Source organism: Bradyrhizobium altum (assembly GCF_020889705.1).
Lineage (GTDB): Bacteria > Pseudomonadota > Alphaproteobacteria > Rhizobiales > Xanthobacteraceae > Bradyrhizobium > Bradyrhizobium altum.
Genome location: NZ_JACMYP010000003.1, coordinates 69,082 through 85,841 on the forward strand (window position 1 = coordinate 69,082; position 16,760 = coordinate 85,841).

The following is a 16,760-nucleotide window of genomic DNA, read 5'->3' on the forward strand; positions in this document are numbered from 1 at the left end:
TCGGCCCATTCGGGATCGTCACAGCCGCGAGGGTCTCGGTGCTGGCGCTGAGACGCGAAATCTTCGGCTGTCGTCGCCCGGCGCAAGAAAGCGATTCCATGGTTCGCCTCTCCAGGTCTCTCACCCGCGCGACGGTTCGCACTGCATTGTTTGGCAGCGTCAGCGTCGTGGCACTTCTCGCCAATACGCCGGTGGTCGCGCGCCCGTTTGGATCGAGCTGGACGGTGTCACCGTCAGCCGCGGCGATGGCAGCGTCGCAGTCGGCAGCGCAGGACGCGGCAGCAGCCGCCAAGCACGGTCAGGATGCGATGGCGCGGGCCACGCGCGCCATCCAGGCGATCCAGGGCCTGCAGAACGCAGCGCGCGCCGCGGCGCAGACCTCGCAGCGTTCGGCGACGCTGCCGCAGGTCGCAGTGCCCAACGGCCTTGCGACCGGTGGCCTGCAGGTAGCGCCGGGATGGCAGGGCGCGAATGCGCCGACGCAGGCGATCGATGCCGCCGGCCAGACCCAGGTCGGCATCGCGCAGACCAGGGCGCAGGCGATCCTCAACTGGAATTCATTCAACGTCGGCGCGCGCACCACGCTGACCTTCGAGCAGCAAGGCCATGCAAACTGGGTGGCTCTCAACCGCGTCGTCGGCAGCGCGGCGCCGAGCCAGATTCTCGGCAATATCAAGGCCGACGGCTCGGTCTATGTGATCAATCAGAACGGCATCATCTTCGGTGGTGCGAGCCAGGTGAATGTCGGCTCGCTGATCGCCTCGACCGCCAACATCACCGACACCCAGTTCCTGCGCAATGGCATCTACTCGCAGCAGGCGAGTGGCCAATACGTGCCGAGCTTCACCGATGCCCGCGGCGCGGTGTGGGTCGAGGCCGGCGCGCTGATCTCGACCAACGCACCGTCCTCGGTGACGCAGGGGGGCGGCTTCGTGCTGCTGATGGGAACCGAAGTCAGCAATGCCGGCTCGATCAGCGCACCGCGAGGCCAGGTGCAGCTCGCAGCCGGCAACGACTTTCTGCTGCGGCCGGGTTACAGCACGGATGCCAACCAGGCCTCGACCACACGCGGCAACGAAATCTCGCCGATCGTGCGCGACGCGATCGCGGCTGTCGGCAATTCCGGCCTGATCTTCGCCCAGCAAGGCGACATCACGCTTGCGGGCCGCAGCATCACCCAGGGCGGGGTGCTGGTCGCCACGACCTCGGTCAACACCCGCGGCACGATCCATCTCCTGAACGCAGCGTCCGATGCCGCGGGCAGCATCACGCTCGCCAGTGGCAGCCTGACCGCGATCCTGCCCGAGCTCGACAGCAGCGACACCGCGCTGGACAGCCAACGCAGCCAGCTTGTCGCCGATTCCAAGGCCTTCACCCACGCCCCGGCCGCCAACGCCCAGTTCGACAATCTTTCCCAGCTCGCCGACCGGCTCGACCAGGGACGTATCGAGATCGTCAGCGGCGGTACTGTAAATTTCAAGGACGGCTCGACCACGCAGGCTCAAGGCGGCCAGGTGGCGGTCAGCGCCAGCCGCCGCGTCTTCGCCGAGAGCGGATCGATCATCGACGTCTCGGGCGTGCGCGGCGTGCTGCTGCCGGTGTCGACCAACAACCTCCTGATCAACGTTCAAGGCAACGAGCTGCGCGACTCGCCCGCCAATCGTGATCGGGACAATCTGAAGAACGCGGACGTCTGGATCGACGCGCGCGATCTGGTGCTGGTGCCGGCGGGCACCGGCGGCTATGCGACCGACCGCTACTATACGCCGGGTGGCCTGCTCGAGGTCTCGGGATATCTCGCCAACACCGCCCACCGGATCGGCGAATGGGCCGCGGTCGGCGGCACCGTCACGCTGTCGGCGCAGGAAGTCGTCGCGCAGAAGGGGGCGGTGTTCGACGTCTCCGGCGGCTCGATCAGCTATCAGGGCGGCTACATCCGCGCCACCAATTTCCTTGGCGCGGACGGCCGTCTCTACAGCGTCAACCAGGCACGCGCCGATATGCAGTTCTACGGCTTCGGCGCGGGCTTCATTCGCGAGCACAAGCTCGGCGGCAAGGTTGCGCCGAATCTGACCGAGGTCTGGACCAGCCCGTTCGGCAAGGGCCGCGTGACCACCCGCTGGGAGGACGGCTACACCATCGGCCGTGACGCCGGCTCTCTCGTCCTGTCCACGCCGACGGCAGTGTTCGAAGCTGATATCGTCGCTGATGTCGTCACCGGCTCACGCCAGACGACGGCGCGGCCGGACGGCACCACCGACGGCTACAAGCTGTCGCAGAATGTCGCGCCGCTCCAGGGCAAGCTCGCGCTCGGTGGCTATTCGGGGCTTGGCCTCACCAGTGCGTCCGCCGCGCGGGTCATCTTCGGCCGCACGCCTGAGATCACCGATGCGCTGAACGCCACGTCGGTCTTGCCCGACGATCGGATCGGGACTGCATTGTTCAATTCGGACGCACTCAATGCCGCCAGGCTGGGCGGTCTCAGTGTTGCGAGCAGCAAGGAAATCCTCGTCGAGGCGCCGCTCGAGCTTGCTCCTGGCGCGCAGGTGATCTTCATGGCGCCGCATGTCGAGATCGGCGCGAGCGTCACGGCGCATGGTGGCAGCGTGACGCTGACCAATCTCATGCATGCCGTGTTCGGCCAGGGGCAGAACGAGCTATGGTGGGCGCTCAACGCTCCGAACGGCAAGTCGCAGGTCACGATCGGCCAGAACGTCGCCGTCGATCTCAGTGGGTTGTGGAGCAACGAACTGACTGGAACCGATGGATCCGGCCGGGCGCATCTGGATGGCGGCAATTTCACTGTTTCGACCACGGGCGGCATTACGCTTGCGAGCGGGTCGCTCATCGATGTGTCGTCGGGTGGCGCCATCCTGGCGAATGGCAAGACGCAGGGCGGCAAGGGCGGCAATGTCAGCCTCGTCGCCAATGACTATTCGCATCTGCCTTCGACGCAGTTCTTCACCAATCCGCTCATCCTCGACGGCACCATTCGCGCTTACGGCTTCGGTGGCGGCGGCACGCTGATGCTGAACGCCGGCCAGGAGATATCGATCGGCCAAGCCGTGGCCGATGCGCTGGTGCTCGATCCGGCGATCTTCCAGTCCGGCTTCACGGCCTACAACATCAGCAGCAATACGGGCATCCGGATCGGCGAAGGCGCCCGTGTGGACGCCGAGGTGCCGGTCTATCGCTTCACCCCGCGCAGCTTCATCACGCCCAGCGGGAGCCTCGTCACCGAGGCCGCGGACCTCTGGACGCCTCCCAACTTCACGATCAATTCCTTCACGCGCAGCGCCACGCAGCGCGTCGGCGCCGATCTGACGTTCTGGAGCCTGCATGATTTCACGCTGGCGAAGGGCGCGTCGATCAACGTCGATCCGGGGCGTTCGGTCTCGATCTTCGCCAATCGCCAGACTGTCATCGACGGTGCGATCAAGGCGCCCGCCGGCAATATCCTGATCACGAGCCTGCAGGACGCCACCAGCGACGCCCGCTACAATATGGGTTACGGCGAGTTCGGCCTGACGCGTTCGTTCTGGATCGGCGACGACGCGGTGCTGGATGTTTCCGCGCGTGATGCGGTGGGACGCGATGAGCGCGGGGTTTCGTATGCGGCCGTGCCCGACGGCGGCACGATCCGCATCGGAGCGCTGGATCCGAAAAATCCCGTTATCAGCGACGCCTTCGTGATCGTTCGCCCGGGCGCGCTGATCGATGCGTCGGGTACCTCTGCACTGGTCGATGTCCAAAGCGGCAACGGCTATGTCCAGACGCCTGCCGCGAGTGATGGCGGGACGATCTCGCTCTATTCCAGCTTCGGTATGGCGCTCGACGGCACCTTGCGCGCGGCGTCGGGCGGCAGCGGCGCGTCCGGCGGCGCGCTGAACCTGACGATGTCTTGGCGTGGCTATATCGTTGGGCAGCCGAATGCAAACGCGCCCTATGCCAGCGGCGATCTGCCTGAGGCGTTCCAGAGGTCGCGCGATATCACGCTCGTGCAGAACGCCACAGGCAGCGGCCTGAGCGCCGATCTGTCGCCCGGTCAGGCCGATCCGGCGCTGCAATTCGGACGGACGGTGATTGGCGTCAACCAGGTCGAGAAGGGCGGCTTCGGCTCGCTCGCACTCTTTACCCGCGATCTTCTCATCTTCGGCGGCAATGTGGATCTCAGCCTGTCGCGCAGCCTCCGGCTTTCGAGCGGCGTCATCGCCGCGGCGCCTGACACCCCGAACAGCACAGTTCGCTTGTCCGCGCCCTATGTCCGGCTCGATGGCGTCTACAACGCCGCAGATGCGCAGACGTCGATGGGATATTCGCCCGGGATCAACAATCTCCACGTCCGCAATCCGGCGGCGGGCGGAAGTTTCTCCGTCGCAGGCAACTTGATCGATGTCTACGGCTCCGTCCTGTTCGGAGCCACCGGCGTGCAGGGCAGTGGGGCGGTCGATTTCGGTCCCGGACGTCCGGTCAGCATTCCATTCGATGCCCGCGGCTTTCGTCAAGTCGCGTTGCAGAGCAGCGGTGATATCCGGTTCGGCAATGGCGGCCTCGATGTTGAAAATCTCGCGCTGACCGCCGACCAGATCTATCCCTTGAGCGGCGCGGTCGCCACGATCGTGGTTGGGCTCCGTCCGAATGGAATAAGTGCCGCCTATGATCCCGACGCCCGTCTCGTGATCCGCCGCAACGACGACCAGACACCGGCGGTACCGGCTGCGGTGTTCGGCGATCTAACTCTTGTTGCCGCCAATGTCGACCAGGGGGGTGTTCTCCGCGCGCCACTGGGGCGCATCTCGTTCAACAGCGATGCCGGGGCACGGATCACCTTCCGCAGCGGAAGCATCACCTCCGCAAGCGCAGCCGGCTTGATCATGCCGTTTGGCGGCACCTCGGATGGCATCACCTATCAGGGCGCGGACGGCACGCTGCACAACCTGGCGAGCGCCTTCTTTGACGATCATACGAGCAATCTAAAGATCGCCAGCGGCATTTCGATCAATGCTGCATCCGTTGTGGGTGAGCCGGGCTCGGTGCTCGATCTCTCCGGCGGCGGCACGCTCACCGGCGCGGGCTTCGTCTCCGGCCGTGGCGGTTCGGTCGACGTGTTGAAGACCGCGCTCGTCAACGCCAATCCGGTCAACAGCTACAGCGCCGCGGGCAACAAGGTCTATGCCATCCTGCCCGGTTACGCCGCCGACTACGCGCCGGTGATCGCATCCAATGGCGCCGGTGATCCCGTGATCGGCCAGCAGATCACGCTTCGTTCGGGTGCGCCAGGATTGCCCGCGGGCACCTATACGCTACTCCCCTCGAGCTACGCGCTGTTGCCTGGCGGTTACCGCGTCGAGCTTGGCGCCACCGGAACGAGCATGATAGCGCCCGTGACCGCGGGCAATGGCTCGGTGGTCACATCTGGCTATCTTGGCGTCGCCAACGCCGGAATGAGGGACACGCTGCCAACACGGGTGATCCTGACCGCCGGCCAGACCACGCGGCTTTATTCGCAGTATAACGAGACCGGCTATGCCGATTTCGAGCGCGCACAGGCGGCCCAGTTCAGTGGCTTCCGGCCTCATCTGCCGGAAGACGGCAAGGTCCTTGTACTGAATCTCTTCCCGTCGCCGGATAATACGAAATCGCTGTCCTTCGCCGGCACCGCGCTGTTCGACGGTGCCAAAGGCGGCGTTGACGGCACGCTGGTCATCAGGCCGCGGCTCGCCTCATCGGGTGACGGCGTGCTCGACGTCACGGCGCCGGGAACCGCACCCATCGCGGGTCATACGTCGATTTCGAGCGACGACATCAATGCCTTCAAGGCATCGACGGTGCTGCTGGGCGGCGCCAGCGTGTACTCCGAGGTCGATAATTCCGGGGCCGGTGCCAATATTTACTTTGATGGGAGCTCGACCACGGCCGTCAACCTGCTCGACGGCGCTACGATTCGCGCGGGCCAGGTGTTCCTGATCGGCAAGACCGTCAACATGGCGGGCGGCGCGACCATCGACACGCGCGGCTTGAGCAGCAACGCGGTCGATTCCACGCTGGGTTACTTCTACGCCAACATATCGCCTGACTCGTCTGCAAACCCTGCCTACAGTCCGGCTGTGCTCGCGGTCGCCAATGGCCGGTTCCAGTTCCTGGATGCCGTTGGGCCCGGCAACATCAGCATCGCGAGCGGTGCCTCGTTGCTCACGGACGGCAGCGTGGTGCTGGCCGCGCCGGGCGGGCTCTCGATGGGTGACGTCAATTTCGGCGCGCGCTACCTCAACGTCACGCAGGAGCAGATCAATGTCGGCACCGCGGCCGCGGTTGCCGCGGCGCAGGCCGCAGGTCAACTGCCGTCGGGCTGGAATCTCACCCAGAGTGTGCTCGACAAGCTGCTGCGGCCGTCGACGACTGCCGGCAGCCCGACGCTCGAGCAACTCATCATCACGGCAAGCGGCGCCTTCAATCTGATCGGCAGTGTCGACCTCGACGCCACGCGCCGGGGCGGCGCCTCCTCCGATTCCCTCAAATTCGTTCTCAATACACCGGCGATTTATGGCCTCGGCTCCGCGGGCGACACCGCCGGCATCACCGCCGACACGCTGGTCTGGAACGGCATTCGCACGGGCAACGGCAGCACCACGAGCCCTTACGGCAGCCAGACGCCAGCCGCGGTGCTGCCCGGCGGCCCGGGCACGGGATCGGGGCATCTCGCCATCACGGCCAGCGAGATTCTGTTCGGCTACGACGCCGCGCTGAGCAAGCCGACCGATGGCGCAACGCTGAACCGCCTGGCGCTTGGCTTCTCCGATGTCACGCTGACGGCTACGAAACGCATCACCGCGAACAGCAACGGCACCCTGAAGGTGGGGCTCAGCCAGGACAGCACCGGCGCATTGCAGGGCGGTGCGCTCACCATTGCGACCCCGCTGATCACGGCGAGCGGTGGGGCTACGCTCGATGTCAGCGCGGGCGCAGCCTTGCGTCTGGTCGCGCCGGCTGGAGCCACGCCTGCCGACACGCGTGGTGCGACTGATCTCGGCGGCACGCTCTCGTTCGGCGGCGACAGCGTCTTTGTCGACACCGCCTTTGCCTTGCCGTCCGGCAAGCTGACGCTGAATGCGACGCACGACGTCGTGCTTGGCGCAAACGCGACCGTCGACCTGTCGGGCCGCGGCATCGCCTTCTTCGATGTCACCAAATTCAGCTGGGGTGGCGATCTCATCCTGAGCTCCACCAACGGCGACATCATCCAGGGCGCCGGTTCGGTGATCGATGTCTCGGCCGCGTACAACGCAGCGGGCTCGATCACGGCCAAGGCGATCGATGCTGCGCATGGGCAGGTCTCGTTCGCCGGTACGCTCAAGGGATCGTCGACCGGCGATTACGACAGCGGCCAGCTCACGGTAGCGGCACAGAGTTTCGGCGATTTCGCCGCGTTGAATGCCAAGCTCAACGATGCCGGTTTCTTCAGCGCCCGCAGCTTTGATCTCCGTCAAGGCAGCCTTGTCATTGGCGATGGCGTCAAGGCGCGCTACCTCGCGGTCTCGGTCGATCAAGGAAGCCTCACGGTCGACGGCCGGATCGACGCGAGCGGGGCGAAGCCCGGCACCATCCGCCTGTCCGCGCGCGACGATCTCAGGCTCACTTCGAATGCCGTGCTCGATGCCCATGGCAATGTGCTCCAGACCGACAGCTACGGCGTGGCGATCGAAGCCAATAACACTGCGCATATCGAACTCACCACCACGCAGGGCACCATGACGGTGGCCGCGGGCGCGACGATCGACATGACCTCGCCGGATGGCGTGGCGCGCGGCAAGCTCGAGCTCAATGCGCCGCGCCGCGGCGGCGCTGGCGGCGACGGTGCTGGCGCCAACGACATCGCCATCGAAGCGCGCGGCCCGTTCAATATTCGCGGTGCCAGCAGCATCGCGATGAACGGCTTCCGCACCTACTGCCTGCCGGGCGGCAGCGTCATCGATCAGGCCTACCTCGACGGTCTGAATAACGACAGCGCGGCATTCATCAACGCTGCGCTCCAGAATGGCGACTTGCAGAACCGCCTGGCCGGGCTTGCGGCCTATGGCTCCGCCTTCCATCTGCGGCCCGGCGTTGCCATCACCTCAAGCGGTGGTCTGTCGACGAAGGGCGATCTCGATTTCTCCGGCTATCGCTATGGACCAAACGCCGATCCGGCCGTGCGCGGCTCCGGTGAGCCGGGCGTGCTGGTCGTGCGTGCCGCCGGCGACCTCAAGATCAACGGCAGCATCAATGATGGATTCGCACCACCGCCGGCGTCACCCGATGCGGTGACGGTGATTGCCACCGGCACGTTGCCGGACGCCTATACGGTTCGGACGGATGGGGTCGTCCTCGGCAATGGTTCGACCATTCCGAGCGATGGCACAATCAACCTCGAGCTCGATCTCGCCGACGGAAGCGTCGTGCAGAGCCCGACCGCCGTGCATCCGCTCCCCGTCGCGCTAACCTTGTCGGAGGCCTTCACTGTGAAAGGACCCGCCAATCGGATCAGGACGCTGAATGGCGGGCGCATCATAGCTCCGGGAAAGACTTACAATCCGGGTGATGTGCTGCCAGTTGGGACAGTATTTCCGGACGGCACCGTATTTGAAAAGGGCGTCTATTTTACCGGGCAGATCTTCATCAATGCTGCGCTCAGTCTGGCGGTTGAGCCTGTGAAACTGCCGGCGGGGACCAGCCTTGTGCTGTTCGGGGGGTACACATTCACGGCCGATACGCCGCTTGCCAAGGGCACGGTGCTTCCGGCGGGCATGACGAACGTCAATCTGCTCGGACCGGGCGACCGCCAAATCTGGGCGATCTCGCCGATGCTCGCTCCCGGAACGCAGTCCTGGTCGATGCGGCTCGTGGGCGGCGCCGATCTTGCCAGCGCCGACAGCCGTGCGCTGCGGACGGTCGATGCACTCGCCGGTTCGGGCAACGTGGTGTTCAATGATCCGTTCAGCGTCACCATCAACAAGCCGACGACATCAGGCGTCAGCGTGGTGCGCACCGGGACGGGTGATCTCGAAATTCTCGCGGGCGGCAGCTATGACCAGCAATCGCCATTTGGCGTCTACACCGCTGGCACCGCCATCATGGAGACCGGTACCACGGCGAACGAGCCTTACAATCTCAGCCGCGGCACGTTATCCGACGGCACGGTGCTTGGCTCGGCAAACACCGCGTATCAAGCGACCCTTGGTTCGGAGCGGATGTATTACGCCGAGCATGGCGGCGACTTCCTGCTTGTCGCGCAGGGCGATGTCAGAGGCACCCTAGCGAGCCGGACGACCGAGATCGGGTCCTGGCTGTGGCGCCAGGGTGGTTCGGAGATCGTCCAGCGGACGGCCTGGGGCATCAATTTCGGCGGCTATACGTTTGATCCGGCGCTCAACAATGGCACGCTGGCCTTGAATCTCTCCGCCTTCTCCGGCCTCGGCACGCTCGGCGGCGGCAATGTCACGGTGCAAGCCGGAGGCACGATGGGTGACACAGGCCGGGGCGTCGTCATCGCCGTCGGCGGCAGCGGACGTATCATGGCCGATGGCAGCCTGGTGCAGACCGGCGGCGGCACGCTGTCGGTGCAGGCCGGCGATCTCGGCACCGGCGGCAATCAGTTCGTCAATCTGCGTGGACGGATGGATGTCGCGACCGGAGACTTCGGCAGCCTGACCGCGACAAACATTCGCAACACGGCGGATCTGCGACCGATCAACCCGCTGACGCCCTATTCCATGACCACGCTCGCCGGTGGAGATTTCGCTCCGGGTGACAGCGTGATCGATATCCGCGCGCGCGGCGACATGGCCGTGGGAACCATACTCGATCCGGGCCGTGTCGGCGTCACTGGTCTGACCGCTGCGGATAACGGCGGCGAGGGTGCAAGCTGGTTCACGCTCTGGACGGCGACAACCGCGGTCAATATGGTCGCCGCGGGCGGTTCGCTCGCACCGGGCAGTAGCCCGTCAAACTCGCGCTTCCTGCCCTCGATCGTGCGAGCGGTCGCCGCGAACGGCAACATCTATAATCCGGGCGGAGGAATGCTGCTGCCATCAGCGAACGGAACGCTCGAGCTGCTGGCGCAAGGGTCGATCTTTGGCGACGCACTCGAGACGGGTCTCTTGACAACACCGATGTCGGCCCTGGCAACCCCGTTCAGGCCTGGCTGGGCGACCCTGAGGGATGGAACGACGATCACTGCCTCCAATTATTGGGGCGACTATACCGCTGTGGACGATCAACCAGGCGGCGGGCTGCCCGTTTACTCGTACGATACCGGCGGACAGCCCTTTGTGTTCGATGCAAACACGGTGCAGAACAGGGCCGTGCCGGTCCAACGCGATCTGTCGCACATCTATGCGGTGAACGGCGATATCACGGACATCACTTATGGTTGGATCCTCAACAAGAGCCGGACCGGGGCCGATGGCACCGTCAACAGCGTCTATTATCAGGCGGCAAGGCCACTGCGGATGCTGGCCGGCGGTGACATTGTCGATATCAAGGGCTTGATCCTGCAGAGCGACGCCAATGATGTGTCCACGATAGCGGCCGGGGGCAGCATCATCTATGCAGGCAGGCCAGGGCTCTCTCCCGGGGAGAAGGGTGGCCTGACGATTGCAGGCCCGGGTACGCTCGAAATCACGGCCGGCAAGAACATCTATCAGGGGTCAACCGCGACGGTCGAAAGCCTCGGAGCTCTGGTCGCCGGCGACAAGCGGCCTGGCGCTGGCGTTGTGATGCAGGCTGGCGTCGGTACGGGCGAGGTCGGTGTTGGACAGGTCGACTGGACCAATTTTGCGAAGCTCTATCTCGATCCGAGCAATCTCGCAGCCGCGGGGCCGATCGCGGACCAGCCAGGCAAGGTGGCCAAGACCTATGGAGACGAGCTCTACGATTGGCTGAAGCAACGCGTCGGGTACAGTGGGGCCAAGGCCGATGCGCTCAATTTCTTCCTCGCGCTGCCAGATGCGCAGCAGCGCGTTTTCCTGCGCCAGGTCTACTATGCCGAGCTGACCGCGGGCGGGCGCGAGTATAACGAAGTCGGCGGCGCGCGCGCAGGCTCCTATCTGCGCGGGCGCGAGGCGATCGCCGCGCTGTTCCCGAATGATGCCGCCTATCGTGGCGACATCACGATATTCACCGCGGCAACCGGTACGCCGGGCCAGCCGAATTACGCCATTCAAAGTGGCTTCGTTCACACCGATTTCGGCGGCGACATCCAGTTCCTCACGCCGGGCGGCGGCGTCACGATCGGGACCGAGGGGCTGCTGCCGGGCGCCGATGCCGGCCTCGTCACGCAAGGCGCGGGCAACATCCAGATCTATTCGCAGAACAGCGTGCTGATGGGCCTGTCGCGCATCATGACGACGTTCGGCGGCAATATCGTGATCTGGTCGGCCGAAGGCGACATCAATGCCGGCCGCGGCGCCAAGACCACGGTGATCTATACGCCGCCGAAGCGCGCCTACGACAATTACGGCGATATCACGATATCGCCGGTAGTGCCGTCCAGCGGCGCCGGCATCGCAACGCTGCAACCGATCCCGGAGGTGCCGCGCGGGACGGTCGATCTGATCGCGCCGCTTGGCACCGTCGATGCCGGCGAGGCCGGTATCCGCGCGTCGAGCTTCGTCAACATCGCTGCATTGCATATCGTCAACGCAGCCAACATTCAGGCGCAGGGTGGCGTGATCGGCGTGCCGCAGGTGCAGGCGCCCAACATGGGCTCCTTGAGCGAAGCCTCGAACACGGCGGGCGCCGCTGCCAAGCAAGTGGCCGTGCCGCCGCCGCAGACGAACGAGCAGCCTTCCGTCATCATCGTCGAAGTGCTCGGCTATGGCGGAGGCGACGGCAGCGATGATCAAAAGCGGCGCAGCAACGACAAGCAAAGCCAATACGACCCGAATAGCGCTTTCCAATTGATCGGCGATGGCCAGTTGACCGCGGAGCAGTTGAAGAAGCTGACGCCGGATGAGCGCCGTCAGGTCGCGAACTAGCTAGAGCGTTTTCGAGCGAAGTGGGTACCGGTTCGCGTGAAGAAAACGCGTCAAGACAAGAATCCAGCCTGCGCGGCGGCCGCTGCGACTTGGCTTGAGCGATGCTGGTCTAGTTAGCCCGCCGCGCGGGGCAGGGAACCGTTTGCCGTGATCTCGGCCGAGAGCTCCTCGATGGTCTTGCGCTGCTCCATGGCGGCGCGCCGGATCAGCGCAAAGGCGGCCGGCTCGGCGAGTGCATGGGTGTGCATGACCTGAAGGACGGCGGCGAGCACGACGCGGCGGGATCGAAGACGTTGCTCGAGCTTAAGCACCTGCTGCTTCAGCTCATTGGTGCGCTCGCTTCGCTCGAAGGCGAGGACCAGCGCGGCATAGATGCCGGCCGAGCGCAGCGGCTTGACCAGGAACGAGGCCGGATCGAGGTCGAGCACCAGCTTGAGGCGGCTTGGCGTCTCCGTGCCGAGCAGGGCGATGACCGGGCTTCGCCCAAGCGCCGCGCGCTGCGCCGGTGAGGTGAGCGGCAGGAACTCGTCGTCGATCAGCGTCACGTCCGGCCGGCAGTCGATTTTGGCGCCGCCATCCCATGTGACGATGTCGATCCCGAGACGTTCGAACTGGCGCCTGACGATGGTGGCGTCGCGCTCGTCCTTGATGGCGACGAGCGCCTTGCGCCCGCGCAGCGAAAATGACGACGGCTTGCTCATTTCACAACCCGCAAATGGGGCGCATTCGGCAACGTTCCATCCCTTGCGGGGCCGGCGGCGATGTCGAGCTGCGTCAGATAGGGATCCGGTTTAACCGGAGCTTCAGCTTCCCAGAAGATGTCAAACTGTCCGTCGGCGTTGGAGACGGCGAGCCGCGGCGTCAGGACGCAGTGGTTGTTGCTGCCGTCGATCCAGACCGGACCTTGCGGCGAATTGTAGCGGTGGCCGGCCGCGGCGCGCCGCACCTCGCCGATATCGGATGTGCCGGCGCGTTGTAGCGCGCGGGCCAGCAGATAGACCGCGACATAGGCGGATTGCCCGTCCACCGACGGGCTGCTGTGCTCGCCGTGACGCGCCTTCCAGCGCGCGACGAAGGCCTGGTTCTCGGGCAGCCGGATGCTTTCGAAATAGGCCGACGACGTGATGCAGCCGGCCGATGCGGGACCTGCGATCTTGAGCTCGGGCTCGCACAGGCTGCAGCTCAGCATCGGGATATCGAGACCTGCCGCGGAGGTCGCGGCATGAAACGCGCGGATGAAATCATAGCTCGAACTGCCGACCAGCGTGTTGAACACAACCGGCGGCCGGCGCCGCACGATCTCGTCGACGATATGCGTGACCGCGCTTTCACCGAGCTCGAGCAGGCGTTCGGCGAGAATCCGTCCCCGCGCCGCCGTCACCAACTCACGGGTGACGCGGTTGGTTTCCCAGGTCCAGACATAGTTGGAGCCGACGCAGAAGATCTCGCGCGACAGATTGTCGAGCACGTAGCGCACCAGCGGCAGCACGTTGTGATTGGGCGAGGCGCCGACATAGATGACGTTGTCGGAGCATTCGAACCCCTCGTAGCGTGCCGGATACCAGAGCAGGCGGTCGGTGCGCTCGACGATCGGGAGCACCTGTTTGCGGGAGGCCGAGGTGTAGCAGCCGATGATGTGCTCGACCCCGACATTGCGAATGAGATCGTCGCAGACCGTATGATATTCCGAAATGACGCCGCGGGGGTCGCGGACATGCGCCGATATCGCGAAGTCGAACTCGTCCTGCTCGTTGATCTCGTCGACCGCCATCATGGCGCTCTTCAGGATCTCGCGCCCCATGGCCTGATAGGGCCCGTGCTGCGAGCAGATAATGCCAACGGGAATGGACGGCTTTGTCATCGACAACTTTCAGTGCAACTCATGCAGGAAACCATCTTCGCAGAGGCCGGTGCAAGAGGTCATGCCATTTTGCTGCGCAGCACCTCGCGAAATTTGTGCAGCCAGCCTCGTTGACAACGCGCTGCACACCTCCTTAGAATTTTCTCCTACAGGGCTTCCTGTCGAACCTTGCGTGCGTCGATTTGGCCGATGACGTCCCGATCGCCGCGCAGAGTGCTCCGTTCGATCCCGGACCCACGCGATAGTTCATAGCCGCGGCATTTGGGCCATTCGTCACCTTCGTTTGGAGGGGCGGGTGGCTTTTTGCTTTTGCCGCGAAACAAATTGGCGATACGTCCGTGTCGCCAAGCCGGAGGCGCATGCGCGGTGATGGGCAGTGCCTGCGCTTGCGTCGTGCCAAGTGCGGGGATGAGAAACGATGCCGACGACGGATCTTCACTATCTCGGGCTCATTGAGGTCGGGCAGCAAATCCAGGCCAGGAAACTCTCGCCGGTCGAGGTGACCAAGGCGATGCTCGGGCGGATCGAGCAACTCGACGGCCAGCTCAAGAGCTACACCCATGTGATGGGCGACGCAGCGCTCGCCCAAGCCGCGGCAGCCGAAAAGGAGATCGCGTCCGGCAAGATCAAGGGGCCGCTGCACGGCGTGCCGATCGCAGTCAAGGATTTGTGCTGGGTCAAGGGCGCGCCGGCCGCGCATGGCATGACCATTCATCGCGACTTCCGTCCGAGTGAGGATGCCACCGTGGTCGCGCGGCTGAAGGATGCCGGCGCTGTGATCCTCGGCAAGCTGCAGCAGACCGAGGGCGCCTATGCCGATCATCACCCGAAGATCGATCCGCCGAAGAACCCGTGGAATGCGGATCTGTGGTCCGGCGCATCGTCGAGCGGTTCCGGCGTCGCCACCGCGGCGGGGCTTTGCTTCGGTTCGCTTGGAACTGATACTGGGGGATCGATCCGCTTTCCGTCAGCGGCCAACGGCATCACCGGGCTGAAGCCCACCTGGGGACGCGTCAGCCGTTACGGCGCTTTCGAACTCGCGGCCACGCTGGATCACATCGGCCCGATGGCGCGCAGCGCGGCCGATTGCGGCGCGATATTGGCCGTGATCGCGGGCCGGGATCCGAAGGACACCACGTCCGTGCCGCTATCCGTGCCAGACTATCTCACTGGTTTGTCCGGAGACTTGCGCGGCGTGACGATCGGGGTCGATCGGCGCTGGACCAGCGAGGGCACCGACGAGGCTGCCGGCAAGGTGCTCAGCGAAGGTCTGCGTGTTGCCGCTGATCTGGGTGCGAAGATCAAGGAGATTACGTTCCCCGATCCGAAGGCGGTCATCGAGGACTGGTTCCCGCTGTGCGGTATCGAAGTGGCCGTTGCGCACGAAGAAACCTATCCGGCGCGCAAGGACGAATATGGTCCGGCGCTTGCCGGCCTGCTCGATCTCGGTCGAGCGCAATCCGGCATGGACTATCAGAAGATCGTGCTGCGGCGCGAGGTGTTTCGCGGTGCCGTGCGGCTGCTGTTCGACACGGTCGATCTCATCGCGGTTCCGGCCCAGGCGTTCGCTGCGCCGACATTGGCCAAGATGGCGGCGCTCGGCGAGGAGCCGTCGCTGATTACCGGGCTGCTGCGCTTCACCTGTCCGTTCGACATGACCGGCAGCCCGACCGTGACGCTTCCCGGCGGCTTCGCGCCGAACGGCGGTCCGGTCGCCTTCCAGTTTGTCGGCCGTCATTTCGACGAGGCAAGTCTCGTCCGTGCCGGCGATGCGTTCCAGCGCGTCACCGACTGGCACAAGCGCCATCCCGCGATCTGAGTTGAGGAGCCGTTCGCATGACCGAAGACTGGTTGAAGAGTTCCATCATGGCCAAGCGGGCCGTTGCCAAGGGCGCGACGGGCACGACCCATAGTTTGACGATCGAGCAACAGGGCAGCTTCCATTACGTCTATGGACCTTATGCCAATCCGACCCTGTCGATCGATCCGGGCGGGGTGGTCGTCGTCGAGACTGAGGATGCCTTCGGCGGCGTGCTCACCAGCGAAAGCGACAGCCCCACGGCGAAGCTGAATTTCCCCTATCTGAACCCGCAATGCGGGCCGATCGCGGTGAAGGGCGCCAGGAAGGGCGATTGCCTCGCCGTCTATATCCGCGACGTCGAGACCCGCGGCGCGCAGCCGGCCGGAACCACCTGCATCATTCCGGAGTTCGGCGGCCTGGTCGGAACCGCATCCACGGCGCTGCTCAATCCGCCGCTGCCGGAGCGCGTCAAGAAGCTGCACGTCGACCGCAACGGCGTGCGCTGGAACGACAAGATCACGCTGCCCTATGAGCCGTTCATCGGCACGATCGGCGTGTCGCCCGAGATCGAGGCGATCTCCTCGCTGCAGCCCGACTACCACGGCGGCAACATGGACCTGCCTGACGTCGCACCTGGCTCGATTATCTATTTTCCGGTGCATACCGAAGGCGGGCTGCTCTATGTCGGCGACTGCCACGCCACGCAGGGCGACGGCGAGCTCTCGGGCGTCGCGCTCGAACAGCGCGCCACCGTCACGCTGCAGATCGATCTGATCAAGAACTGGAGTTTCGCCTGGCCGCGGCTCGAGACGCGCGACTTCATCATGACGATCGGCAGCGCGCGGCCGCTCGAAGATGCAGCGCGGATCGCCTATCGCGAGCTCGTGCGCTGGATGAGCGCGGACTACGGCTTCGACGAGATCGACGCCTACATGCTGCTCAGCCAGGCCGGCCGCATGCGGCTCGGCAACATGGTCGACCCCAAATACACGATGGGGGCGTCGATCCTGAAGAATTACCTCAAGGCGTGACTTCCACATCTTTCAACGACAAGGAACATCGCGATGAATTCGGGGCGTATAGT

5 protein-coding genes are annotated in these 16,760 nt (G+C 64.9%); 3 read left to right on the forward strand and 2 right to left on the reverse strand.

The genetic code is table 11. The features are described 5' to 3' along the window. Nucleotides 1-98: 98 nt before the first annotated feature. On the forward strand, nucleotides 99-12,014 hold the full coding sequence (locus tag H8B02_RS02375; protein WP_229164635.1) for a filamentous hemagglutinin family protein: 11,916 nt from the start codon (nucleotides 99-101) through the stop codon (nucleotides 12,012-12,014). A gap of 113 nt (nucleotides 12,015-12,127) precedes the next feature. Here H8B02_RS02375 and H8B02_RS02380 read toward each other — a convergent pair whose 3' ends face one another. Both H8B02_RS02380 and H8B02_RS02385 read right to left on the reverse strand, forming a co-directional pair. Beyond that, nucleotides 12,128-12,715 (reverse strand): ANTAR domain-containing response regulator, encoded by a 588-nt coding sequence (locus H8B02_RS02380; RefSeq protein WP_229164637.1) that lies wholly within the window; start codon nucleotides 12,713-12,715, stop codon nucleotides 12,128-12,130. Further along, nucleotides 12,712-13,875, reverse strand: a complete 1,164-nt coding sequence (locus H8B02_RS02385; protein WP_229164639.1) for a transporter substrate-binding domain-containing protein — start codon at nucleotides 13,873-13,875, stop codon at nucleotides 12,712-12,714. The genes H8B02_RS02380 and H8B02_RS02385 overlap by 4 nt, the downstream gene beginning before the upstream one ends. 418 nt (nucleotides 13,876-14,293) lie before the next feature. Here H8B02_RS02385 and H8B02_RS02390 point away from each other — a divergent pair, with 418 nt between their 5' ends. Beyond that, the gene (locus H8B02_RS02390; RefSeq protein WP_229164641.1) at nucleotides 14,294-15,694 is read left to right on the forward strand and encodes an amidase; all 1,401 of its coding nucleotides are present in this window, start codon (nucleotides 14,294-14,296) and stop codon (nucleotides 15,692-15,694) included. Between the two features lie 17 nt (nucleotides 15,695-15,711). Continuing rightward, a complete protein-coding gene (locus H8B02_RS02395; protein WP_229164642.1) occupies nucleotides 15,712-16,707 on the forward strand; it encodes an acetamidase/formamidase family protein in 996 nt (331 codons plus the stop codon). The last annotated feature ends 53 nt before the right edge of the window (nucleotides 16,708-16,760 follow it).